21 protein-coding genes are annotated in these 22,561 nt (G+C 69.3%); 15 read left to right on the top strand and 6 right to left on the bottom strand.

What is annotated here, in order from left to right:
- The first annotated feature begins 2 nt into the window (after positions 1-2).
- From rimI to pyrF, 3 genes are read left to right on the top strand one after another with little or no spacing between them, the layout of a single operon-like run.
- Entirely contained in the window at positions 3-545 is a 543-nt protein-coding gene (gene rimI, locus ABL840_RS37700; RefSeq protein WP_093300090.1) for a ribosomal protein S18-alanine N-acetyltransferase, read from the top strand.
- Positions 542-1,345 carry a uracil-DNA glycosylase family protein gene (locus tag ABL840_RS37695; RefSeq protein ID WP_093300088.1) on the top strand — a complete coding sequence of 268 codons (804 nt, stop codon included), beginning with the start codon at positions 542-544 and terminating at the stop codon, positions 1,343-1,345. The genes rimI and ABL840_RS37695 overlap by 4 nt, the downstream gene beginning before the upstream one ends.
- Positions 1,346-1,389: 44 nt before the next feature.
- Positions 1,390-2,214, top strand: a complete 825-nt coding sequence (gene pyrF / locus ABL840_RS37690) for an orotidine-5'-phosphate decarboxylase (protein ID WP_093196062.1) — start codon at positions 1,390-1,392, stop codon at positions 2,212-2,214.
- A gap of 3 nt (positions 2,215-2,217) precedes the next feature.
- On the opposite strand, the gene ABL840_RS37685 is transcribed toward pyrF, so the two are convergent.
- Positions 2,218-2,952 (bottom strand): helix-turn-helix domain-containing protein, encoded by a 735-nt coding sequence (locus ABL840_RS37685; protein WP_019653935.1) that lies wholly within the window; start codon positions 2,950-2,952, stop codon positions 2,218-2,220.
- Positions 2,953-3,098: 146 nt separating this feature from the next.
- Here ABL840_RS37685 and ABL840_RS37680 point away from each other — a divergent pair, with 146 nt between their 5' ends.
- The 7 genes from ABL840_RS37680 (at position 3,099) to ABL840_RS37650 (ending at position 9,479) form a co-directional block, all read left to right on the top strand.
- Positions 3,099-3,953 (top strand): hypothetical protein, encoded by an 855-nt coding sequence (locus ABL840_RS37680; protein WP_093196063.1) that lies wholly within the window; start codon positions 3,099-3,101, stop codon positions 3,951-3,953.
- A gap of 14 nt (positions 3,954-3,967) precedes the next feature.
- A complete protein-coding gene (locus ABL840_RS37675; RefSeq protein ID WP_093300087.1) occupies positions 3,968-5,926 on the top strand; it encodes an MFS transporter in 1,959 nt (652 codons plus the stop codon).
- A 126-nt stretch (positions 5,927-6,052) separates the two neighbouring features.
- A complete protein-coding gene (locus tag ABL840_RS37670; RefSeq protein WP_093300085.1) occupies positions 6,053-6,571 on the top strand; it encodes a YiaA/YiaB family inner membrane protein in 519 nt (172 codons plus the stop codon).
- Positions 6,572-6,600: 29 nt separating this feature from the next.
- Complete coding sequence (locus tag ABL840_RS37665) at positions 6,601-7,062, top strand: hypothetical protein (protein ID WP_143042907.1); 462 nt, start codon at positions 6,601-6,603, stop codon at positions 7,060-7,062.
- Positions 7,059-7,859, top strand: coding sequence for a DUF2145 domain-containing protein (locus ABL840_RS37660; RefSeq protein WP_093196067.1), 801 nt, complete (start codon positions 7,059-7,061; stop codon positions 7,857-7,859). The genes ABL840_RS37665 and ABL840_RS37660 overlap by 4 nt, the downstream gene beginning before the upstream one ends.
- A gap of 22 nt (positions 7,860-7,881) precedes the next feature.
- Positions 7,882-8,958: a zinc ribbon domain-containing protein gene (locus tag ABL840_RS37655; RefSeq protein ID WP_093300082.1), complete on the top strand. Its 1,077-nt coding sequence runs from the start codon at positions 7,882-7,884 to the stop codon at positions 8,956-8,958.
- A gap of 137 nt (positions 8,959-9,095) precedes the next feature.
- The gene (locus ABL840_RS37650) at positions 9,096-9,479 is read left to right on the top strand and encodes a DUF3597 domain-containing protein (RefSeq protein ID WP_093196069.1); all 384 of its coding nucleotides are present in this window, start codon (positions 9,096-9,098) and stop codon (positions 9,477-9,479) included.
- 134 nt (positions 9,480-9,613) lie between these two features.
- Here ABL840_RS37650 and ABL840_RS37645 read toward each other — a convergent pair whose 3' ends face one another.
- A complete protein-coding gene (locus tag ABL840_RS37645) occupies positions 9,614-10,396 on the bottom strand; it encodes an SDR family NAD(P)-dependent oxidoreductase (RefSeq protein ID WP_093300081.1) in 783 nt (260 codons plus the stop codon).
- Positions 10,397-10,509: 113 nt separating this feature from the next.
- Here ABL840_RS37645 and ABL840_RS37640 point away from each other — a divergent pair, with 113 nt between their 5' ends.
- Complete coding sequence (locus ABL840_RS37640) at positions 10,510-10,887, top strand: hypothetical protein (RefSeq protein WP_093300561.1); 378 nt, start codon at positions 10,510-10,512, stop codon at positions 10,885-10,887.
- Between the two features lie 9 nt (positions 10,888-10,896).
- On the opposite strand, the gene tgt is transcribed toward ABL840_RS37640, so the two are convergent.
- Positions 10,897-12,069 (bottom strand): tRNA guanosine(34) transglycosylase Tgt, encoded by a 1,173-nt coding sequence (gene tgt, locus ABL840_RS37635; RefSeq protein ID WP_093196071.1) that lies wholly within the window; start codon positions 12,067-12,069, stop codon positions 10,897-10,899.
- A 5-nt stretch (positions 12,070-12,074) separates the two neighbouring features.
- Positions 12,075-13,118 carry a tRNA preQ1(34) S-adenosylmethionine ribosyltransferase-isomerase QueA gene (gene queA / locus ABL840_RS37630; protein ID WP_093300079.1) on the bottom strand — a complete coding sequence of 348 codons (1,044 nt, stop codon included), beginning with the start codon at positions 13,116-13,118 and terminating at the stop codon, positions 12,075-12,077.
- A gap of 120 nt (positions 13,119-13,238) precedes the next feature.
- Here queA and ABL840_RS37625 point away from each other — a divergent pair, with 120 nt between their 5' ends.
- The 3 genes from ABL840_RS37625 to recG are packed head-to-tail and all read left to right on the top strand — an operon-like array spanning position 13,239 to position 17,544.
- Positions 13,239-13,916: a DUF4166 domain-containing protein gene (locus tag ABL840_RS37625; protein ID WP_093300078.1), complete on the top strand. Its 678-nt coding sequence runs from the start codon at positions 13,239-13,241 to the stop codon at positions 13,914-13,916.
- Complete coding sequence (locus ABL840_RS37620) at positions 13,913-15,403, top strand: TIGR01777 family oxidoreductase (protein ID WP_093300076.1); 1,491 nt, start codon at positions 13,913-13,915, stop codon at positions 15,401-15,403. Before ABL840_RS37625 ends, ABL840_RS37620 begins: the two co-directional genes overlap by 4 nt.
- Before the next feature lie 11 nt (positions 15,404-15,414).
- Positions 15,415-17,544, top strand: a complete 2,130-nt coding sequence (gene recG, locus ABL840_RS37615; protein WP_176947406.1) for an ATP-dependent DNA helicase RecG — start codon at positions 15,415-15,417, stop codon at positions 17,542-17,544.
- 6 nt (positions 17,545-17,550) lie between these two features.
- Here the strand turns inward: recG and ABL840_RS37610 are convergent, their stop codons facing one another.
- Positions 17,551-18,183, bottom strand: coding sequence for a LysE family translocator (locus ABL840_RS37610; RefSeq protein ID WP_093300073.1), 633 nt, complete (start codon positions 18,181-18,183; stop codon positions 17,551-17,553).
- A gap of 396 nt (positions 18,184-18,579) precedes the next feature.
- On the opposite strand from ABL840_RS37610, the gene ABL840_RS37605 reads away from it, so the two are divergent.
- Positions 18,580-21,633 (top strand): autotransporter outer membrane beta-barrel domain-containing protein, encoded by a 3,054-nt coding sequence (locus tag ABL840_RS37605; RefSeq protein ID WP_093445738.1) that lies wholly within the window; start codon positions 18,580-18,582, stop codon positions 21,631-21,633.
- A gap of 41 nt (positions 21,634-21,674) precedes the next feature.
- On the opposite strand, the gene ABL840_RS37600 is transcribed toward ABL840_RS37605, so the two are convergent.
- Positions 21,675-22,385, bottom strand: coding sequence for a GntR family transcriptional regulator (locus tag ABL840_RS37600; protein WP_093196187.1), 711 nt, complete (start codon positions 22,383-22,385; stop codon positions 21,675-21,677).
- Positions 22,386-22,561 lie beyond the last annotated feature (176 nt).

The raw sequence follows: 22,561 nt of genomic DNA, 5'->3' as shown, positions 1-22,561 counted from the left end.
GCATGAGCGCCGTCCTCCAACCCGTCGAAGCCCGCCTCGAACCGCTCACCGTCGAGCGGATCGATGCCGTCTGCGCGGTCGAGCAGACGGCCTACAGCCACCCCTGGACGCGCGCCAACTTCACCGATTCCATGGCCGTGGGCTACCACTGCCAGTGCCTGCTGGCCCCCGGCGCGGCGCCGGGCGTGAATTCGCCGGTCACCCAGCTGGGCGAGACGCTGATCGGCTACTTCGTCGCCATGAAGGGCGTCGACGAGGTGCACCTGCTGAACATCACCGTGGCGCCGGCCTTCCAGCGCCAAGGCTGGGCGCCGCTCATGCTCGAGGCGCTGGGCGGCTGGTCGCGCGCCGAGGGCGCGCAGTGGCTCTGGCTCGAAGTGCGCCAGAGCAACCAGCGCGCGCTCGACATCTACCTGCGCCAGGGCTTCCGCAGCGTCGGCGTGCGCAAGGGCTACTACCCGGCGCACGACGGCAAGCGCGAGGACGCGGTCGTCATGAGCCTGCGCCTGAACGAAAGCACCACCGCCTGGGGAGGCCTGCGATGAGCGGCGCTGTGCAGACACTGAGGCTCGACGCCCGCCAGCGCGCGATGCTCGACGAGATGGGCGTGAAGGTCTGGTGGCCTGTGCCCGAGGCGGTCGAGGTGGCTGCAGCGCCCGAAGCTCCGGCGCCCGTCGAGGAGGAAGTGGCCATCGTCGACGAGCGGCAGGAGGTCGAAATGCCGGTGGCCGCGCCGCCTGTCGCCCGGCCTGCCGTCGCACCGGTGCAGGCCCCCGCGCCGGCTCCGCGCGCCGCCGCGCCAGTCACCCAGGGCGCAGCCGTTCTGGTCGAGGCACCCTGCCGCCTCTATGCAGATGCCGATGCCGGCGCGGAGCCCGCACAGGGCGGCTGGCTGGTCGTGGCCGACATGCCTCCCGAGGCCGACGGCCGCCACGGCGATCCCTTCGCCGGCGACGCCGGCCGCCTGCTCGACAACATGCTGCGCGCCCTGAAGCTGCACGATGGCGGCACGCCGGTGCACCTCATGCGCACCCACCGCGGCGTGGCCGCCGGCCAGCCCGGCAGTCCGCGCGCCATGGACGAGGCCTTCGGCGAGCATGCGGCGGCCATCGCTCCGCGCGTCGTGCTGGCCATGGGCCCGCTGGCCGCGCAGAGCCTGATGCGCAGCGGCGACCCGCTCGGCAAGCTGCGCGGCCGCGTCGTTCCGCTGGATTCCGCCGGCGGCGCGGCGATGGTGGTGGCCACCTACCACCCCGCGTACCTGCTGCGCAATCCGGCCGACAAGGCCCGTGCCTGGGCCGACCTCTGCCTGGCCGCCGAGCAGCACACGCCGGCGTCGAACTGACGGGCTGGCGTGGTTCCGGGGCGGCCCGCCTAAAATCGGGCCTCATGACTTTTCTCGACAAGCTGGCCGCCGCACAGCAAAAAAACGGTTCTTTGCTTTGCGTGGGGCTCGATCCGGAGCCAGCCAGGTTCCCGGGTCAGTTCAAGGGTGACGCCACCCGCATCTACGATTTCTGCGCTCGCATCGTCGACGCCACGGCCGATCTGGTCATTTCCTTCAAGCCGCAGATCGCCTACTTCGCCGCCCATCGCGCCGAAGCCCAGCTCGAGAAGCTCATGGAGCACATGCGCCGCAACGCGCCCCACGTGCCCGTGATCCTCGACGCCAAGCGCGGCGACATCGGCTCCACCGCCGAGCAGTACGCCCTGGAAGCCTTCGAGCGCTACGGTGCCGACGCGGTGACGCTGTCGCCCTTCATGGGCTTCGACTCGGTGGCGCCGTACCTCAAGCACGAGGGCAAGGGCGCCTTCCTGCTGTGCCGCACCAGCAACCCGGGCGGCTCCGACCTGCAGGGCCAGCGGCTGGCGGACGTCGAGGGCCAGCCTTTCCTGTACGAGCACGTCGCCAAGCTGGCGCAGGGGCCGTGGAACCTGAACGGCCAGCTCGGGCTGGTGGTGGGCGCGACCTACCCCGCCGAGATCGAGCGCGTGCGCGAGCTCGCGCCCACGGTGCCGCTGCTGATTCCCGGCGTCGGTGCACAGGGCGGCGATGCGGTCGCCACGGTGCGCGCCGGCTGGCGCGCCGATGCGCCGATCGTCGTGAACTCGTCGCGGGCGATCATCTACGCCTCGTCGGGCGACGATTTCGCCGAAGCGGCCAAGAATGCGGCGCGCACGATGCGCGACACCCTCGAAGCGGCCAAGCCCTGAGCCTCAGGCTCTACGGAGCCTTGTAAAAGCCTCGAACTCCCAGTTCCGCATCCCCAGCAGCAGCGTGTAGCCCTCGCGGTCCTTGGCGGCCAGCTTCTGGTCGGTCTGGTGCTGCTGGGCGAAGTCCTGCGCCACGCGCTGCAGGCGTTCCAGGAAGGCGGGCGCCAGCGAGCGGCTGATCTGGCCGTGCACCAGCAGCAGGCCCTCGGCCGGGCCGTCGAAGCCGCCCTTGTAGTAGTCGAGCACCACGTTCTCGCGAAAGAACTCCATCACCGGGCCGTGCGGCCGCCAGCGGAAGGTCTTGGCGAGCTTCAGGCGATACCGGTTGAGCGGGCGCAGCTCGATGATGCCGATGCGGTCCAGCTGCGCCAGGAAGCCGATGCACTCGGCCTCGCTCACGCGGTAGGCGGCCACGATCTGCTCCAGCGTCCACTGGCTCAGCACGCTGATGGCCACCAGCAGCAGCTTCTTGTCCTTGACCACCGCCTTTTCCTGCTCGTGCGTCAGCTCCTTCAAAAGCGGCTGGGCGTCGGCCACGCGGCGCGCCAGTTCGGCGAAATCGATCTTCAGCGCCCGGCAGATGGCGTCCACGCGCGACAGCGGCATGTCGCTCTTGGCCAGCATCCGCTTGACGCTGGATTCGGCCATGTCCAGCGACCGCGCCAGGTCGGCGTAGGTCATGCGGGCGTTCTTGAGTTCGTTCTTGAGGGCTTGGACGAGATCGACGGTGGTACTCATGGGCCGGAAGCGTACACGGGCGTCGGCAAGTATCAATTGGAGATACCACTGGGTGTGAATTAGTACCTCGTATCGATTCTCGATGCCTCCGGAGGGGTCCGGACCCTAAATTCCGCCCCACGTTCAGACCACCACCGAGGACCGCCATGCTTCTGCCCTCTCTCAGCCGCCGCGAACGCGGGTTGCTTTTCACCTTCGCGCTGCTCACGTTGATCGCCTTCTTCGGCCCCGAGCTGCCGGCGGCCGACGTCGCCATCGCCTCGGTGTTCGCCGACAACCGCGCCTGGCACGGGCTGCCCAATGCCATGGACGTGCTGAGCAACGTCCCCTTCGTGGTGATCGGCCTGTGGGGCCTGTACCGGCTCAACCGCATCGACCGCTCGCACCAGGAGGCGCTGTCGCAGTTCCCGCTGGCTCCGCCCGCCAGCGACCCGCCGGACAACACGCTCGACTGCGCCTGGCTGTTCTTCGCCGGCCTGATCGCCACCGCCGCCGGATCGGCCTTCTATCACCTCATGCCCGACGGCCCCCGGCTCGCGGCGGACCGCGCCGGCATGGCGGTGGCCTTCGCCGGGCTGATCGGGGTGGCGGTCTGCGAACGGGTGAGCCAGCGCGCCGGCTGGCCCGCCGCCTGGTTCGTGCTGACTGCCGGCCTGCTCTCGGCCGAGGTGTTCCAGGAGACGGGCAACGTCATGCCCTGGGCGCTGGTGCAATTCGGCGGCATGGCGCTGGTGCTGACGCTGGCGCTCTCCACGCCGATGCGCAAGTCGGTGGGGCTGAAGCTGGGCTGGGTCATCTTCTTCTACGTGCTGGCCAAGGGCTTCGAGATGGCCGACCACCAGATCTACGAGTTCACGCGGCACACGGTGTCGGGCCACACGCTCAAGCACCTGACGGCCTCGCTCGCCGGGCTGCCCGTGGTGTTCGCCCTGCGCAAGCTGGAGATGCGCTGGGAAGCCGCGCTGCGGCACAATCCGGGCGCCGCCGCCGTGGCCGCATGAGGAGCACTCTTCGAATGACAAATCCCTCCGCCGCAGCAGCCACGCCAGTGGTTCACGAGGAGAACGCCCACGCCAACCAGTTCGCGCTCCTCGGGCAGCGGCGCTTCGCGCCTTTCTTCTGGACGCAGTTCGCGGGCGCGGCGAACGACAACCTCTTCAAGTTCGCCTTCACTGTGATGGTGACCTACCAGCTCCAGCTGAGCTGGATGCCGCCTTCCATGGCGGGCCTGGTGATCGGCGCGCTCTTCATCCTGCCGTTCCTGCTGTTCTCGGCCACCTCCGGCCAGCTCACCGACAAGTTCGACAAGACGAAGATGATCCGCTTCGTCAAGGATCTCGAGATCGTGATCATGCTGATCGCCGCCTGGGGCTTCGTCACGGCCAACGCGGTGGTGCTGCTGGGCTGCGTGTTCCTCATGGGGCTGCACTCCACGCTGTTCGGCCCGGTCAAGTTCGCCTACCTGCCGCAGGTGCTCGACGCGCGCGAGCTCACCGGCGGCAACGGCATGGTCGAGATGGGCACCTTCGTCGCCATCCTGCTCGGACAGGTGGCCGGCGGGCTGCTGGTGGCCCTGCCGCAGGTCGGCCACACGAGCGTGGCCGTGGGCTGCGTGCTGCTGGCGCTGGTCGGCCGGGGCGTGGCGCAGGCCATTCCGCGCGCGCCGGCCACCGACCCGGGACTGGTCATCAACTGGAACCCCATCAGCGAGACCTGGCGCAACCTGAAGCTCGCGAACGAGAACGTGGTGGTGTTCCGCTCGCTGCTGGGCATTTCGTGGATGTGGTTCTTCGGCGCGGTGTTCCTGAGCCAGTTCCCGAGCTTCGCCAAGGAAGTGCTGCACGGCGACGAGCAGGTGGCCTCGCTGCTGCTGGTGGTGTTCTCGGTGGGCATCGGTGTCGGCTCGCTCCTGTGCGAGACGCTCAGCCGCCGGCAGGTGGAGATCGGCCTGGTGCCGCTGGGCGCCATCGGCATGAGCGTGTTCGCCATCGACCTGTACTTCGCCTCGCGCGGCCTCGCTCCCGCCACGCACGACATGGGCATCGGCGCCTTCGTGCACCAGCCCGCGCACTGGCGCGTGATGGCCGACCTGGCGCTGCTGTCGCTGTTCGCGGGGCTCTACAGCGTGCCGATGTACGCGCTGATCCAGCTGCGCAGCCAGCCCACGCACCGCGCGCGGATCATCGCGGCGAACAACATCCTCAATGCGCTCTTCATGATCGGCAGCTCGGTCATCGCGGGCGCGCTGCTGGGCGCGGGCTTCACCATTCCGCAGATCTTCCTGTTCACCGGCATCGCCAACGCGGTGGTGGCGTTCTACATCTTCATGCTGGTGCCCGAGTACCTGCTGCGCTTCGTGGCCTGGGTGCTTTCGCGTTTCGTCTACCGCTTCGACATCAAGGGCGAGACGCACATTCCCGCCGAGGGCGCGGCCGTGCTGGTTTGCAACCACGTGAGCTTCATCGACGCCGTGCTGCTGATGGCGGCGAGCCCGCGGCCGATCCGCTTCATCATGGACCACCGCATCTTCAGGGTGCCGGTGCTGGGGTGGCTCTTCAAGCTGGCCAAGGCGATCCCCATCGCGTCGCAGAAGGAAGACCCGGCGGCCTACGAGGCGGCCTTCGCCAAGGCGCAGGAAGTGCTGCGCGAGGGCGACCTGCTCGCCATCTTCCCCGAAGGGGCGATCACGCGCGACGGCGAGCTGCAGCCCTTCAAGGGCGGCGTGATGAAGATCCTCGAAGGCGCGCGCGCCCAGGGCATCGAGCCGCCGGTGATCCCGATGGCGCTGACCAACCTCTGGGGCTCGTACTTCAGCCGCATCGAGCTGCGCGGCGGCGAGCGCGTGGCCATGGCCAAGCCCTTCCGCCGCGGCTTCTTCAGCCGCGTGGGCCTGAACGTCGGTGCCCCGGTGCCGCCGGCCGAGGTGCAGCCCGATGCGCTGCGCCAGCGCGTGAGCGCCCTGCTGGCCTCCTGAAACACCCGAAAAGTATCTCTTGAGGATACCGGCGGAGCCGAAAACCGCAACTGGTGCAAGCATTCGAGTCTCGCGGTGCGGGAGCGAACCATCATTCGCTCACCTTCACTACGCCGCGAGGCACACATGCAACCCCTCTCATCCACCACGACCGTCTTCATCCAGCGCGACACGCGGGCCTGGCAGTTCCAGGCCTGGGCTTCGTTCGCGATCGCCGTCTTCCTGTGCGCCACCGGCCTGAGCTGGCTGCCGGGCGAGGCGCTGGACCGGGCGTTCATGGTGATGGGCTACGTGTTCTGCCTGAGCACCGCCTTCATGCTGTCGAAGTTCGTGCGCGACAACCAGCAGGCGGCCGAGCGTGGCACTGAAGCGTCGCGTGACGTGCCGATGTGGAAGCTGGTCGTCTGGGGCAGCTTCTTCATTGCGATGGGCCTGACCGGTTGGGGCCTCGTGCGCATGGAGATCAACGAGGCCTACAAGGCCTTCCTGGGCGTGAGCTGGCTGTTCCTCATCAGCTCCGCCTTCACGCTGGCCAAGACGCTGCGCGACCGCCACGAAGCCGACCTGGCCGAAGCCCGCATGCAGGGCCGCCGCATGGCGCGCGCCGAAGCCGCCGCCGCTGCTGCTGCAACTGCCGCCGAATGACCCTCGCACCTCAAGAACGGAGACTCATCATGATCAGGAAGTCGATTGCCGCTGTCCTCGTTGCCGCCAGCACCGCCTTCGCCGGTGTCGCGGTTCCCATGCAAGCCCAGGCGCAGAGCGACGCCTCGCTCGCCCTCTCGCTGATGCCGGTGGCGTCGGTGGTGATCGCGGGCTCCGCCGTCGGGGCTTCGGCCACCACGGCGGTCGCGCTGCCCGCCGCGCTCTCGGTGGGCGGCTCGACGCTCGCCGTGGTCGCGGTCGAGGCCTCGGTCGACGGCACGGTGTACGTGCTCGAACGCGCCTCCGACGGCGCGCGCGCCAGCATCAAGGTTTCGGGCCGGGTGGCCGAAGGCGCGGCGAAGGCCGTGGGCACCAGCGTCCTCGTCACCGTGATCGGCTCGGGCGTCGTGCTGTCGGCCGCCGGCGAGGTGCTGGCCTTCGTGCCCAACGCCATCGGCCGCGCGCTGCTCCACAACGAGAGGTTGTCGTGAACCGCGCGCTGGCGCCGCTGCTCGCGCTGGCGGTCGCGGCGGCCTTGCTGCCCATGCAGGCGCAGGCCGGCCGCTCCTGCGAGCAGGTCAAGCCCACGCCCGACGTGATCGTCAAGGGCATGCGGATGGCCGAGCGCACCTCGCAGGCGCTCGACGCCAGCGGGGCGCGCGTGGTGATCCTGGCGCGCGCCGGGCAGGACCTGAGCAAGTACGGCCTTCGCTATTCGCATCTCGGCTTCGCCTACAAGACCGAGGCCGGCCCGTGGCGCGTGGTGCACAAGCTCAACCAGTGCGGCACCGCCATCGCCGAGGTCTACCGGCAGGGGCTCGGCGAGTTCTTCCTCGACGACCCGTGGCGCTACGAGGCCGCGTGGGTGGTGCCCACGCCCGAGGTGCAGGCGCAACTGCTGGCCGCACTCAACGAATCGCCCGCGCGCATCGTGCGGCTGCACATCGAGCCCTACAGCATCGTGAGCTACGTGTGGGGCCGCAAGTACCAGCAGTCGAACCAGTGGGCCATGGAGACGCTCGCCGCCGCCATGGAGCCCGCCACCATCGCCAACCGCGCGCAGGCGCAGGCATGGATGCAGTTCAAGGGCTACGAGCCCACCACGCTGAAGCTGGGCCCGCTCACGCGGCTGGGCGGGCGCGTGGGTTCGGCCAACGTGGCTTTCGACGATCATCCGAACGACAAGCGCTTCTCGGACCGCATCGAGACGGTGACGGTCGATTCGGTGTTCGCGTGGATGCCGCGCGCCGGGCTGGGCGCTGCGCCTGTGACACTGAAGCTCCAGTGAGAAGGAACAAGGAGAAAACAACATGAGCAAGTCCCTGAGACTTTCCGAGAAATGGTTCCGCCGCGGCCTCTGGCTGGTGGCGCTGGTGTTCGCGAGCTTCCTCATCGGGCTCGGCAGCACGGTGGTGAGCGACCTGCCGCAGGTCGAGCGGGTGCGCCAGCTCGACGACTTCATCGACAAGCCCAGGGCCGAGCCGCTGCGCGCCACCATCAAGGCCTCGGAAGCCGCCGAGCTGCAGGCCGCGCGCGATCTCGACCAGATCCGCCTGCAGCTCAACGCCGCACAGCAGGCCAGTGCCAACGCGCGCGAGACCTTCGGCAACTGGCTTTCCACGCGGCGCGCCACCGCGCAACCCGACCAGGACACCGAGCTCATCGCGCGCACCAAGGCGCTCGATGCCTTCAAGCAGAAGGAAGAGGAACTGCAGCGCAAGGTCAACGCGCAGCAGCAGATCGCGCTGGACGCGCGCCAGGCCGAGCAGGGCGCGCGCACGGCGCTGTCGGTGCTGGAACACGAGGCGCAGCTCAAGCTCGACGCCGAATACCGCCGCATCGAGCTGCGCGTGTTCGCCTACCGGCTGGCGCTCACGCTGCCGCTGCTGGTGGTGGCCGGCTGGCTCTTCGCGAAGAAGCGCAAGAGCACCTACTGGCCGTTCGTGTGGGGCTTCATCTTCTTCGCGCTGTTCGCCTTCTTCGTCGAGCTGGTGCCCTACCTGCCGAGCTACGGCGGCTATGTGCGCTACGTGGTGGGCATCGTGCTCACGGTGCTGGTGGGGCGCTATGCCATCGTCGCGCTCAACAGGTACCTCGCGCGGCAGAAGCTGGCCGAGCAGCAGCCCGACCAGGTGCGGCGGGAAGAACTCAGCTACGACACGGCGCTAGCGCGCCTGGCCAAGAGCGTGTGCCCGGGCTGCGAGCGGCCGGTGGACCTGAAGAACAACGAGATCGACTTCTGCCCGCACTGCGGCATCGGCCTGTTCGACCACTGCGGCAAGTGCAGCACGCGCAAGAGCGCGTTCTCGAAGTTCTGCCATTCGTGCGGCACCTCGGCCGCGCCGCGTGTGCTGCCGCCTATGGGGACGGGCACGGCCGAGGCGTAGTCTGCGAATTCGGTCACGGCCGGCGGAATGATCGACACACCGTGTAGCGGACGCGCCGCACGGTCGTGCTACAACCGCCCGCTGCGACACAAATGTTGCCGCAGCCTTCCCAGCCACCTCTTCAACGGAGCACTCGCATGAGCATTTTTGGCAGCATCCTTTCCAAGATCTTCCCGGGCGCCAAAGCCGCTGAGGCCCCCGCGCCCGCCGCCGCGGCACCAGCCGATGCACCCGCCCCCGCCGTGGCAGCGCCGCCGCCCGCCATTCCGCTGGGTGACGTGGCCGCCGTGCTCGACGCCATGCCCGGTGCGAGCAGCCTGAACTGGCGCACCTCCATCGTCGACCTGATGAAGCTGCTGGGCCTGGACAGCAGCCTCGACGCGCGCAAGCAGCTGGCCGCCGAGCTGAGCTACGGCGCCGACACCAGCGACAGCGCCAAGATGAACATCTGGCTGCACCGTCAGGTCATGACCAAGCTGGCCGCCAACGGCGGTACGGTTCCGGCCGAATTGCGGGACTGAGCAGACCCCCAGGCTTCGCGCACTTCGTGTCGCTGCGCCAACCCCCTTGCAGGGGGCAACACCTGCGGCCCTGCAAAGCCGGTTCCGCGGTGTTCCCCGAAGAAAAAGCCTCGCGCGATGCGCGAGGCTTTTTTTCAGGTCCAGCCGGCGTCGACGACGTAGTCCTGCGCGGTACACATGCGCGAATCGTCCGCAGCCAGGAACAGTGCCATCGCCGCAATGTCCTCGGCCATCACGCGTCCCGGCAGGCATTGCGCCGCATCGATCTCCGCGCCCGACTCGGGCTTGACCCACAGCTTGATCTGCCGCTCGGTCATCACCCAGCCCGGCACGATCGAGTTCACGCGGATGTTCTGCTTGCCCAGGTCGCGCGCCAGCGAGCGCGTGAGGCCGCGCGCGGCCGCCTTGCAGGCCTGGTACACCGGGTAGCCCTTGCCCTTGATCATCCAGCTGATGGAGCCGAAGTTGACGATCGAGCCGCCGCCCAGCGCGCGCATGTCGTCGGCCACCGCCTGCGCGGCGAAGAACTGGTGCTTGAAGTTGACGGCCACGAGGCGGTCGAAGTCCGCGTCGGTCACGTCGGCCATCTCGTGCCGGCGGTCGTTGGCCGCGTTGTTCAGCAGCACCGAGACCGGCCCGAAGCGCTGGCGCACCGCGTCGATGGTGGCCGCGAGGGCGGCCGTGTCGGTCACGTCGCACGGGAGGAAGAGGGCGAGATGCTCGCCCTGCAACTGCGCGGCGAGCGCATTGCCGGCGGCCGTGTCGAGGTCGCAGAAGCCGACCTTCGCGCCCTGCGCATGGAAGGCCCGCACCAGCGCCTCGCCGATGCCGCTGGCCCCGCCGGAGATGAACACGGTGCGCCCGGCCAGCGAGGGATAGCGGGCGGTGTAGGGCGAAAGTTGTGATGCGTCGGTCATGTGGATGCGGCAGCGGAGTCGGAGACGGACGGCAAGCGTAGCGGATAGCGGCCGGCCGGTGTATGGCTTCCGGCGAATGGGCGACGCGCGCGTGCGTGGCTACGCTTGCTCCCATGAAGACGAAGACACTTCCCCGCCGCCGCACCCTCGTTGCGTTCGCGATGCTCGTTCCCGCCGCGCTGGCGGTGCGCTCCGTGCGCGCCCAGGCTGCCGCGGGCGGCGTTCAGCTCTTCAAGGTGGTCTCGTCGCGCGACGAGGTGATCGTGGGCGCCGATGCCGCGCTGCTCGGCGCAGGATCGGGCCCTGCAGTGGAGCGGCTGGCGGCCCAGCTCGCCGCCAAGGGCCAGCTCACGCTGTGGCAGTACGCCTCGAGCAAGGACGCGGGCGGCGCGCTGGTGCAGGCGCCGCTCAGGCAGATCGTGGTGTTCAAGAACGATGCGTTGCGCATCGAGCCCTATGCCACGCCGCTGCCGATCAAGCCGCTGAAGTAAGGCGAAGCCTCAGACGCCTCGCGCCCGCTCCGACTTGAAGCGTGCCCGGAACTCCGTGAACGTGCCCGCGTCGAGCGCCTCGCGGATCTCGCGCATCAGGTTCAGGTAGTAGTGCAGGTTGTGGATGGTCGTGAGCATCGGCCCGAGCATCTCGCCGCAGCGGTCCAGGTGATGCAGGTAGGCGCGGCTGAAGCCTTCGCGGCCGCCGTCGTTCCAGCTCACGCCCGAGGTGCCCGCGCAGGCATGGCAGGTGCAGCTCGGGTCGATGGGCTGCGGGTCGCTCTTGTGGCGCGCGTTGCGCATCTTCAGGTCGCCGAAGCGGGTGAAGAGCGTGCCGTTGCGCGCATTGCGCGTGGGCATCACGCAGTCGAACATGTCCACGCCGTCGGCCACGCCCTGCACCAGGTCTTCCGGCGTGCCCACGCCCATCAGGTAGCGCGGCTTGTTCGCGGGCAGCCGGTGCGGCGTGTGGCCCATGATGTGCAGCATCTCTTCCTTGGGCTCGCCCACGCTCACGCCGCCGATGGCGTAGCCGGGGAAGTCCATGTCGACCAGCGCCGCGAGCGACTCCTCGCGCAGGTTCTCGTACATGCCGCCCTGCACGATGCCGAAGAGCGCGTTCGGGTTCTGCAGGCGCGAGAACTCCGCCTGGCAGCGCTTGGCCCAGCGCAGGCTCAGCTCCATCGAGATGCGCGCCTCGGCCTCGGTCGTGATGTGGCCCTTGGTGTCGTAGGGCGTGCACTCGTCGAACTGCATCACGATGTCGCTGTTCAGGATGGTCTGGATCTGCATCGAGACCTCCGGCGTGAGGAACAGCTTGTCGCCGTTGACCGGCGAGGCGAACTTCACGCCCTCCTCGCTGATCTTGCGCATCGCGCCCAGCGACCACACCTGGAAGCCGCCCGAGTCGGTGAGGATGGGCTTGTTCCACTTCTCGAACTGGTGCAGCCCGCCGAAGCTCTCCATCACGTCGAGGCCGGGGCGCATCCACAGGTGGAAGGTGTTGCCCAGGATGATCTGCGCGCCCATCTCTTCCAGGCTGCGCGGCATCACGCCCTTGACCGTGCCGTAGGTGCCCACGGGCATGAAGATCGGCGTCTGCACCTTGCCGTGGTTGAGCGTGAGCGTGGCGCGGCGCGCGTGGCTGTCGGGGTCGGTCTTGAGGAGTTCGAAGTTCAGCATGTCGTTCAGTCCTGGGTGCGTGCGAGCAGCATGGAATCGCCGTAGCTGAAGAAGCGATAGCGCTCGGCAATGGCATGGGCATAGAGCGCCATCACCCGCTCGTAGCCCGCGAAGGCCGAGACCAGCATCATCAGCGTGCTCTTCGGCAGATGGAAGTTGGTCACCAGCAGATCGACGTGCTCGAAGACGAAGCCCGGCGTGATGAAGATGCGCGTGTCGCCCGCGGCCTCGCCGCTTTTGGCCCATGACTCGAGCGTGCGCACGGTGGTCGTGCCGACCGCGACGATGCGTCCACCGCGCGCCTTGCACTCGGCAATGGCGCGCTGCGTGGCTTCGGGCACCTCGTAGCGCTCGGCGTGCATCGTGTGCTCTGAAATGTTCTCGGTCTTCACCGGCTGGAAGGTGCCCGCGCCCACGTGCAGCGTGACGTTGGCACGCTGCACGCCGCGGGCCTCGAGCTCGGCCAGCAGGCCCTCGTCGAAGTGCAGCGCGGCTGTGGGCGCCGCCACGGCGCCGGGCACGCGCGCGAACACGGTCTGGTAGCGGCTCTCGTCCTCGGCCGAGTCGGTGTGCGTGATGTAGGGCGGCAGCGGCACGTGGCCGCAGCGGGCCATCAGCGCATACGGGTCCTCGCCGGCGTCGCTTTCGAAGCCGAAGCGGAACAGCGCACCGTCTTCATCGGGCCAGCGGCCGAGCAGCGTGGCACGGAAGCCGCCGACCATCTCCAGCGTGGTGCCCACAGGCGGCTTCTTGCTGACCTTCATGTGCGCGACCACCTCATGGCCCTGCAGCACGCGCTCGACCAGCAGCTCGAGCTTGCCGCCGGTCGGCTTCTCGCCGAAGAGGCGTGCCTTGACCACGCGCGTGTCGTTGAAGACCAGCAGGTCGCCCTCGCGCAGCAGCGAGGGCAGGCTCTTGAAGATGCGGTCGACCGGCTCGGGCCCTGTGCCGTCGAGCAGACGGGAGGATGTGCGTTCGGTGGCCGGGTGTTGCGCCACCAGTTCGGGTGGCAATGCGAAATCGAAATCGGAGAGCGTGAAAGCGCGCATGTGCTTGAGGGCCGGACGGGCCCGTTCCAAGAAAGACGGGGAGACGGGGGATGCGACCCGGATTGTCCCATGCCGCGAAAGCCGCCCGTTTTCGAGGGGCTGTCGAGGCAGAATCGGCGGATGGTCGATTCACAAGCTGCGCGTGTTCCGTCGGGCTCGTCGCCCGGCCCCTCCGAAGGCGAACTCTTCAAGAAGATCCTCGGCAGCGCCTGGCAGGGCCTGCACCCCGACATCCGCCGCCGCTTCGACAAGAACCCGTCGCCGGGCAAGGCGCTGCACTACCTGGGCTCGCTCAGCGAACTGCGCTGCTCGCGCTTCGGCAAGCTGCTGGGCCACGTCACGCAGCCGCTGATCCAGGGCGCGCTCATTCCCTACAGCGACGCCAACTTCCCGGTGGAGATCCAGGTCTATGCGAAGCCGCAGGACCCGGCCATCTACAAGCAGCGCATCTATCGCCTGCGCGGGCGCAAGCCGATCCAGTTCACCAGCTTCATGCGCGAGAGCGAGCGCGGCGAGGTGCTGGAGTACGTGGGCATGGGCCTGGGCATGAAGCTGGTGCTGAGCGTGGAGAACGGCAGCCTGCACTTCCAGAGCGACGGCTATTTCTGGGACCTGTTCGGCTGGCGCATTCCGCTGCCCGGACTGCTCACGCCGGGCAAGACATTCCTCTGGCATCACAACGAGACGCCCGAGCGCTTCAACATCCGCATCGAGATCCGCCACTGGCTGATGGGCACGACCTTCACGCAGGTCGGGGTGTTCGAGGAAATCGCGGAACCAAAGGCGACGCCCGCATGATCGACACGCATCTGCTGGCCTTGCAGCTCATGGCGGCGCAGGGCGCGCTGGGCGCCTTCGACACGCTCTATCACCACGAAGGCACCGAGGCGCTGCCGCGGCGCGGCACCGCGGGCCGCGAGCTGGCGATACACGCGACGCGCTCGTCGATCTATTGCGCGCTGTTCATCGGGCTGTCGTCATGGGCCTGGCATGGCGCGTGGGCGTGGGTGCTGCTGGCGGTGTTCGGCGTCGAGATCGTGCTCACGCTGTGGGACTTCGTGGTGGAAGACGGCAGTCGCCTGTTGCCGCCCACCGAGCGCGTGACGCACACGGTGCTGGCCATCAACGCGGGCGCCTTCATCGCACTGCTGGCGATGAGCGCGACGGGCTGGGCCGCGCAGCCGACCGCGATGGTGTGGCAGCCGCAGGGCTGGCTCGGCGCATTCCTGGCGTTGTGCGGCGTGGGCGTCGGCCTGTCGGGCCTGCGCGATGCCTTCGCGGCGCGCGCCCTGTTCAGGCGCGGCGCACAGGAGCAGGCGCGCGCGGCCGAGGCGCCGGTGCGCTTCGGCTCGAAGCCGCAGCGCGTGCTGGTGACGGGCGGCACGGGCTTCATCGGCCAGTTGCTCGTGCGCCACCTGGTGGCTGATGGGCATGCCGTGACGGTCTGGACGCGCGACGCGCGATCGGCCGCCTGGGGCTTCGGCGGCGGGGTGCGGTGCGTGCAGTCGCTCGACCAGGTGCCGGCGGCCGACGATGTCGACGTGGTCGTCAATCTCGCGGGCGCGCGCATCCTGGGCATGCGCTGGAGCGAGCGGCGCCGGGCGCAGCTGCTGCAAAGCCGCGAAGGGCTGACGCAGCAGCTTGTCGCATGGATCGCGGCGCGCCCGCGGAAACCTTGGCTGCTGCTTTCCGGCTCCGCCATCGGCTACTACGGCGTGCAGCCGCAAGGCGACACGGCCGAACTAGACGAGAACGCCCCGCCGCAGGCGATCTTCATGTCGCAGCTGTGCCAGCGCTGGGAACAGGCGGCGCATGCAGCCGTGGCCCATGGCGTGCACGTGGCCTGCATGCGCTTCGGCTTCGTGCTGGGCCACCAGGGCTCGCTGCCGCAACTGCTGTTGCCGATCTCGCTGGGCATGGGCGGGCGCCTGGGTAGCGGGCGGCAGTGGTTGTCGTGGGTGCACGTGCACGACCTGATCCGCGCCATGGCGCATGTCTGGACCGAGGCGCAAAGGGCCGACGCGCCGCCGGCCGCGCAGGCATTCAACTTCACCGCGCCCGGCGCCCTGAGCCAGGAAGAGTTCACCCGCGTCGCCGCCGGCGTGCTGCACCGGCCCTGCTGGATGCCGACGCCCGCTGCGCCCGTCAGGCTGCTGCTCGGCGAACAGGCCGACCTGCTGCTCGAAGGCCAGCGCGTGGTGCCGGCGCGCCTGCTGCAATCCGGCTTCCGGTTCATGTTCCCCGATGCCCGCAGCGCCTTGACGGACCTTTGCCGCCCGCGCTAGAAGCCTTGTCCGTGCCCGCCAAGAAAGCCCCGACTCCTCCACCCGAAGCGAACGCCGCCGCAGCAGCGCCTTCGCAGCCGGGCGCCGGCCTGAGCCAGGTCCAGCGCGCGCTGCGCAAGCTCGGCCTCGTGCGCGACATCGACTTCGCCCTCTACCTGCCGATGCGCTACGAGGACGAGACGCGCATCGTGCGCATCGCCGACACGCGCGACGGCGACATGGCGCAGGTGGAAGGCGTCGTCACCGAATGCGAGGTGGTCTACCGCCCGCGGCGCCAGCTGCTGGCGACCATCGACGACGGCAGTGACACCTGCCAACTGCGCTTCTTCAATTTCTATCCCTCGCAGCAGAAGCAACTTGCCGTCGGCGCTCGGGTGCGCGTGCGGGGCGAGGTACGCGGGGGCTTCGTGGGGCGGCAGATCATGCACCCGACCGTGAAGGCGGCCGGCACGGCGCTGCCGAACGCGCTCACGCCGGTGTATTCGACGGTGGCCGGGCTCGCGCAGCCGGTGCTGCGGCGCGAGGTGCGCTCGGGCCTTGCGCGCGCTGTGCTCGACGAGACCATTCCCGTGCAGATCGGCTTTCGCGGTGCATGGGACCTGCGCGCCTCGCTGAGCTTCCTGCACTACCCGACGCCCGACGTGGCGATCGCCACGCTGGAGGACCACAGCCATCCGGCATGGCAGCGCATCAAGGCCGAGGAGCTGCTGGCCCAGCAGCTTTCGCAGCTGCAGGCGCGGCTGGAGCGCGCGGCGCAGCGCGCGCCGGTGCTGCCGCCCGTGCCACCCCAGCCCGATGCGGCCTCGCTGCATTCGCAGCTGCTCGCAGTGCTGCCCTTCGGCCTCACGGGCGCGCAGCAGCGCGTCGGCGAGGAGATCACGCGCGACCTCGGCCGCGAGATCCCGATGCACCGCCTGCTGCAGGGCGACGTGGGCTCGGGCAAGACAGTGGTGGCGGCGCTCGCGGCGGCGCGCTGCATCGACGCGGGCTTCCAGTGCGCGCTGATGGCACCCACCGAGATCCTCGCGGCCCAGCACTTCGGCAAGCTCGTCGGCTGGCTCGATCCGCTGCTGGCCGCGCGCGGGCTGCGCGTGGCGTGGCTCACGGGCAGCCAGAAGAAGAAGGAGCGCGACGAGATGTCGGCTGCGGTGGAAAGCGGCCAGGCCGCGCTGGTCATCGGCACGCATGCGGTCATCTCCGAGAAGGTGCGCTTCCGCAACCTGGCGCTGGCGATCATCGACGAGCAGCACCGCTTCGGCGTCGCGCAGCGGCTGGCCCTGCGCGGCAAGGCCGAGGGACACCTCGAGCCGCATCTGCTGATGATGAGTGCCACGCCCATCCCGCGCACGCTGGCGATGAGCTACTACGCCGACCTCGACGTCTCCACGCTCGACGAGCTGCCGCCGGGGCGCACGCCCATCATCACGAAGCTGGTGGCCGACCACCGGCGCGACGAGGTCATCGACCGCATCCATTCGCAGATCGCGCAGGGCCGGCAGGTGTACTGGGTTTGCCCGCTGATCGAGGAAAGCGAAGCCGTCGACCTGCGCAACGCCACCGAGACGCGCGACGAGCTGGCCGAGACGCTGGGCGAGCCCATCCAGGTCGGCCTGCTGCATTCGCGCATGCCTACGGCCGAAAAGCAGGCGGTGATGGCCGCGTTCACCGCCAACGAGATCCAGGTGCTGGTGAGCACCACCGTGATCGAAGTGGGCGTCGACGTGCCGAATGCCTCGCTCATGGTGATCGAGCACGCCGAGCGATTCGGCCTCTCGCAGCTGCACCAGCTGCGCGGCCGCGTGGGACGCGGCGCGGCGGCCTCGGCCTGCGTGCTGCTCTATGCGCCGGGCGACAGCGGCCGCGTCGGCGAGGCGGCGCGTGCGCGGCTCAAGGCGATGGCCGAGACCGGCGACGGCTTCGAGATCGCGCGGCGCGACCTGGAGATTCGTGGCCCCGGCGAGTTCCTCGGCGCGCGCCAGTCGGGCGCGCCGCTGCTGCGTTTCGCCGACCTCACGACCGACACGCTGCTTCTCGACTGGGCCCGCGAACTCGCGCCGGTCATGCTGCGCAAGCACCCCGACCTCGCGCAGCGGCACATCGACCGTTGGCTGGGCACCAAGGCCGAGTACCTCAAAGCCTGAGAAAGATCAGGCGGCGGGCCGGCGGGTGAGGGCCAGCAGCAGCCCGAAGCCGACCATCATGCTGCCGCTGATGCGGTTGAACCACCGCATCGCACGGCTGCCGTTGGCCAGCCGGCGCATGCGCGCGCCGAGCAGCGCATAGAGCGCGATCGCCACCAGCTCGAACACCAGGAAGGTCAGGCCCAGCAGCAGGTAGCTGGAGGCGTACGCGCCCGGCACCACGAACTGCGGGAAGAAGGCGGTGAACACCAGGATCGCCTTCGGGTTGCCCGCCGCCACGGTGAACTCCTGCCGCACCAGCGCGCGCATGGAAGGCGGCGCGGACGCGTCGCGCGCCTGCACCTCGGCCGTGGGCGCCGGCGCGCGCAGCAGGCGGATGCCGATCCACACGAGGTACGCCGCGCCGATGTACTTGATGACGTCGAAGGCCAGCTCCGAGGCCACCAGCACCGCGCCCATGCCCAGCCCGGCGATGGCGATCATGATCGCGAAGGCCACGAGCCGGCCGCTGGCCGCGACAACCGCGGGCGAGACGCCGTGCTTCGCGCCGTTGGTCACCGACAGCAGGTTGTTGGGGCCGAAGGCCATGTTGATGGCGAAGCAGGCCGGCAGGAACAGCAGGTAGGTGGACAGGTTCATGGTGACATCCTGCAACGCAGATGACGCAGGCCGAAGAAGGTTCGCCATTATCCGCAGCGCGCGCCGCGTGTACGACGAAAGCTCATTACTGCAACAATGATGCAATAGTGCAAGAGGATTTACGCCGACGAAAGTTGCGCCCGAGGCGTCTTGTTCATCAGGGAAAAGGCGGTGCGCCTCGAGGGAACTTCGTTCCTAGACTGCCCCGCTTGGCAACGGCACCCTCACTTCCGCATCGACTTGCGCATCGCCCGGCGACACCGTCTTCGACGGCCGCGCGCCGCCGCGGTTCCATCCCCGGCCCTTCCTGCCACGGCACGCGTCCCGCGCCTGCCCACGGGGTCTTCCGGTGCCCGCCATCCATTCCAACAACGCACTTCACGGAGGAAAGTCGCAATGACTTCGAAGAGGATGAAAAAGCTCGCGTTCGCCATGGCCGCCGCGGGGCTGGCGACGCATCAGGCATGGGCCATCCAGAGCTACCCCGGCGACCCGGGAATGATCGGCTCGCCGGCCAGCTGGCGCACCGCAGAGTTCCTGCGCGACTGGGGCCTGCGCGCGATGGGTGCCGAGTACGCGTACGCGGCGGGCGTCAGCGGCATGGGCATCAAGGTCGGCGAGGTCGACTCGGGCTATGACGCCTCGCACCCCGAGTTCGCGGCCTCCCGCTACCAGGGCGTGCTCGTGGGCACCATTCCCGGCGCCTACAACGGGGCCTACAACGACCGCCACGGCACGCACGTGGCGGGCACCATCGCGGCCAATCGCGACGGCGGCGGCGCCGTGGAGAACATGCACGGCGTGGCCTTCAACGCGAACCTCTTCGTCGCCAACACGGCGAAGACCGACAGCGCCAACTTCGGCCGGCCGGTGCCGGGGCAGTCCGCGACCATCACGGTCGACGACCAGCACATCGCCGATGCCTACCGGCAGGCGAACGCGCAGGGCGTGCGCATCATCAGCACCAGCTGGGGCAGTCCGCCGACCGGCGAGCAGTACAACACGCTCGCGCAGCTTCACACGGCCAACGGCTACTACGTCGCCAACAACACCTGGATCCAGGGCGCGTTCGACGCGGCGAAGACCGGCACGCTGATGGTGTTCAGCGCGGGCAACGGCGGCTGGCTCAACCCGAGCCCGCGCGCGGCGGCGCCGTATTTCGATCCGAAACTCGAATCCAACTGGCTCGCCGTGTCCGCCCTGCGCACCACGGGGCAGACCTTCAACGACGACGGCTCGGTCAACGTTCCCGGCACCCAGAACTACAACAAATGCGGCGTGGCGAAGTGGTCGTGCGTCACCGCGCCCGGCGTCGCCATCAACGGCACCGTGCTGGGCGGCGCATATGCCTCGCTGAACGGAACGTCGATGGCCGCGCCGCACGCCTCCGGCGCGCTCGCGCTGATCATGGAGCGCTTCGGCTACATGACGAACGAGCAGGTGCTCACGGTGCTGAAGACCACCGCGACGCAGAACGCCACCATCGCCGACGCGGCCGGCACAGGCACCGTCGCCAACCCCGAAGCGGGCCAGCAGGTCAAGGTGCCCGACGTGGTCAACGGCTGGGGCACGCCGAGCCTGCGGCGCGCGATGAACGGGCCCGGCCAGTTCATCGGGCCCTTCGCTGTCAACACGCAGGGGCAGAACGACACATGGTCGAACGACATCTCCGACATCGCGATCCGCGCCCGCCGCGCGGAAGACGCCGCGGAGGCCGCCGCCTGGGAGGCGACCAGGCAGTCGCGCGGCTGGACCACGGGCCTGCCGCCCGGCGCCAGCGACGCGGACCGCAGCGAATACGCCACCGGCACGGCCCGCGAGGCCGCGCGCGCCACGCGGGTCTATGCCGGCAGCCTCGAGAAGCTCGGCGCCGGCACGCTCACGCTGAGCGGCCAGAACAGCTACACGGGCAGCACGGCAGTCAACGGCGGCACGCTCAAGGCCGGTGCGACGAATGCCTTCAGTGGCGCGTCGGCCCACACGGTCGGCGCGGGCGGCACGCTCGACCTCGCGGGCTTCAGCCAGAAGCTGCCTTCGCTGGCCAACGGCGGCATCGTCTCGCTGGTGGGCACTGCGCCGGGAACCACGCTCACCATCACCGGCGCCTACGTGGGCAACAACGGCACGCTGCGGCTGGGCACCGCGCTCGGCGACAGCGGCAGCGCGAGCGACAGGCTCGTGCTCGCTGGCGCCGGAGCCAGCGCCAGCGGCCGCACCACGCTGCAGGTCACGAACCTGGGCGGGCTCGGCGCGCTGACCAGCGGCAGCGGCATCGAACTCGTCAGCGCACTCAACGGCGCCACGACGACGGCGCAGAGCAGCAAGGACGCGTTCACGCTCGCGAACGGGCACGTCGACGCGGGCGCATACGAGTACCGGCTGCATGCGGCCGACGCCAACGGCGCCGGCGAGAACTGGTATCTGCGCTCCGCCGTGCAGGTGGGGCCCGGTCCGGTGCTGCAGATCCCGACCTATCGCGTCGAAGTCCCGATGCTCGCGGCGCTGCCCGAGCAGCTGCGCCAGGGCAACCTCGCCATGCTGGGCAGTTCGCGCGTGCGCATGGGCGACGACGACGCCGGCATCGGCCGCAACGACGCGGGCGATGCGCTCGACGGCCCGCGTCGCAGCGCCTGGGGCCGCGTCGTCGGCACGAGCCTGAAGACGCGCCAGCAGGGCACCGTGAGCCCGGCCGCCGAAGGTCGCCTGACGGGCCTGCAGGCCGGCACCGACCTGTGGGCCGACCGCAGCTGGCGTGCCGGCGTGTATGTCGGCCGGCTCGAGGGCGATGCCAGGGTCGGCGGCTTCGCGCGCGGCGTGCCCGGCCTCGCCGTGGGCAGCACCGACCTGCGCAGCGAGTACCTCGGCGCATACGGCACTTTCACGAACGACACCGGCTTCTACGCAGACGCAGTGCTGCAGGGCGGCCGCCATCGCTACACGGCGGGCCCCTTCGACGGCTCGCCGTCCGCCTCGGGCAAGGGCAACAGCACGATGCTCTCGCTGGAGGTGGGCCAGAGCTTCGCGATGGGCGGCGACTGGAAGATCGAGCCGCAGCTGCAGCTGGTGCATCAGCGCCTGAAGCTGGGCGACGTGAATCTCTTCGGCGCCCGCGTCGCGCAGGACGCCGACAGTGGCTGGACGGTCCGCGCGGGCCTGCGGCTCAAGGGCCGCATCGCGACGGATGCCGGCGTGCTGCAGCCGTATGCGCGGCTCAATGTCTATCGCAGCAGCAGCGGCACCGACGCGGCGCGCTTCATCGGCCCGGCAGGCTCGACCGACATCGTCACGCGCACCGGCGGCACCAGCACCGAGGTGGCGGCCGGTGCCACGCTGTCCGTCGGCGAGCGGACCAGCCTGTACGCCGAAGTGGGCAAGCTGTTCGCCTCGGGCGGCGATTCGCGCGTCAGGAGCGGCATCAACGCCAGCCTTGGCGTGCGCGTGAAATGGTGATGCAGGCCGCGGGCTGAAGGGGGCGGCGGGCCCCCGCCTGTTCAGCTGTCGATGCCGCCTTCGGGCATGCTGCGCGCATAGACCGCCAGCACGATTCGCTCGGAGTGCACCAGGTAGTCGTTGAGCGCGGCCGAGCCTTCGGCGAACTTGCCGGCCTCGATGAGCTCGAGCAGCTTCATGTTCATGTCCACGTAGGGCGCGTGCAGGAACTCCGGGTCCTTGAGCAGGCCGAAGGCCAGCCGCAGCTCGACCAGGATGTGGGCGAACAGGTTGTTCAGCCGCTCGCTGTCGGCGAGTTCCACGATGGCCATGTGGAACTCCATGTTGGCCGTGCCCACGCCCAGCCAGTCGCCGGCCTCGCGGCACCTGAGCGCCATCTCCACCGCCTCGCGCATGTGCTTCTTGGCCGGGTGGCGCGGGTAGGCCTGCGCCAGCGCCTGGCATTCGATGAGCCGGCGCACGCGGTAGATGTCGATGATCGACGCGATGCTCGGCACCGCCACGAACACGCCGCGGTTCGGCGCGTGCTTGAGCAGCCCTTCCTTGGTCAGCGTGCGGAACACCTCGCGCAGAGTGTTGCGCGAAATCTCGAAGCTGTCGGCCAGCGCGGCCTCCGACAGCCGCTGCCCCGGCAGGAACTCGCCCTTCACGATCTTCTGGCGGATGAGCTCCGCCACCCGGTCGTTGAGCGTCTGCGCGCCGGCGGCCGGCGCGGCGGGAGCGGGAGGGGGCGTGGAAGCCGGTGGAGTCATGCCGGAAGAAGACAGCAAGAGGGTGGAAAGGGGCGGAAAGCGCATTGAAAGGCGCGCCGCGACCGCGCGTTTTTAGCAGGTTTTCCCCGCCGGACCGCCGCCGTCCGGGCGCCGCCCGATGCACCAAGTGTTGGCGCGCTCAGGGTTTTCATGGGGTCAGTTCGGCACCGTTGTTG

This window comes from Variovorax sp. NFACC27, from assembly GCF_048301545.1.
Taxonomy (GTDB): domain Bacteria; phylum Pseudomonadota; class Gammaproteobacteria; order Burkholderiales; family Burkholderiaceae_C; genus Variovorax; species Variovorax gossypii.
The sequence above is the reverse complement of the archived record's forward strand: the minus strand, read 5'-3'. Positions and strand labels throughout refer to the sequence as shown.

Coding starts and splice junctions, on each gene's coding strand:
- pyrF (WP_093196062.1), top strand. CDS start 1,390: ATGACTTTTCTCGACAAGCTGGCCGCCGCACAGCAAAAAAACGGTTCT.
- ABL840_RS37625 (WP_093300078.1), top strand. CDS start 13,239: ATGGTCGATTCACAAGCTGCGCGTGTTCCGTCGGGCTCGTCGCCCGGC.
- ABL840_RS37645 (WP_093300081.1), bottom strand. CDS start 10,396: ATGACCGACGCATCACAACTTTCGCCCTACACCGCCCGCTATCCCTCG.
- ABL840_RS37650 (WP_093196069.1), top strand. CDS start 9,096: ATGAGCATTTTTGGCAGCATCCTTTCCAAGATCTTCCCGGGCGCCAAA.
- ABL840_RS37675 (WP_093300087.1), top strand. CDS start 3,968: ATGACAAATCCCTCCGCCGCAGCAGCCACGCCAGTGGTTCACGAGGAG.
- ABL840_RS37600 (WP_093196187.1), bottom strand. CDS start 22,385: ATGACTCCACCGGCTTCCACGCCCCCTCCCGCTCCCGCCGCGCCGGCC.
- ABL840_RS37695 (WP_093300088.1), top strand. CDS start 542: ATGAGCGGCGCTGTGCAGACACTGAGGCTCGACGCCCGCCAGCGCGCG.
- ABL840_RS37610 (WP_093300073.1), bottom strand. CDS start 18,183: ATGAACCTGTCCACCTACCTGCTGTTCCTGCCGGCCTGCTTCGCCATC.
- ABL840_RS37640 (WP_093300561.1), top strand. CDS start 10,510: ATGAAGACGAAGACACTTCCCCGCCGCCGCACCCTCGTTGCGTTCGCG.
- ABL840_RS37680 (WP_093196063.1), top strand. CDS start 3,099: ATGCTTCTGCCCTCTCTCAGCCGCCGCGAACGCGGGTTGCTTTTCACC.
- ABL840_RS37620 (WP_093300076.1), top strand. CDS start 13,913: ATGATCGACACGCATCTGCTGGCCTTGCAGCTCATGGCGGCGCAGGGC.
- rimI (WP_093300090.1), top strand. CDS start 3: ATGAGCGCCGTCCTCCAACCCGTCGAAGCCCGCCTCGAACCGCTCACC.
- tgt (WP_093196071.1), bottom strand. CDS start 12,069: ATGCTGAACTTCGAACTCCTCAAGACCGACCCCGACAGCCACGCGCGC.
- ABL840_RS37685 (WP_019653935.1), bottom strand. CDS start 2,952: ATGAGTACCACCGTCGATCTCGTCCAAGCCCTCAAGAACGAACTCAAG.
- ABL840_RS37665 (WP_143042907.1), top strand. CDS start 6,601: ATGATCAGGAAGTCGATTGCCGCTGTCCTCGTTGCCGCCAGCACCGCC.
- queA (WP_093300079.1), bottom strand. CDS start 13,118: ATGCGCGCTTTCACGCTCTCCGATTTCGATTTCGCATTGCCACCCGAA.
- ABL840_RS37655 (WP_093300082.1), top strand. CDS start 7,882: ATGAGCAAGTCCCTGAGACTTTCCGAGAAATGGTTCCGCCGCGGCCTC.
- ABL840_RS37670 (WP_093300085.1), top strand. CDS start 6,053: ATGCAACCCCTCTCATCCACCACGACCGTCTTCATCCAGCGCGACACG.
- ABL840_RS37605 (WP_093445738.1), top strand. CDS start 18,580: ATGACTTCGAAGAGGATGAAAAAGCTCGCGTTCGCCATGGCCGCCGCG.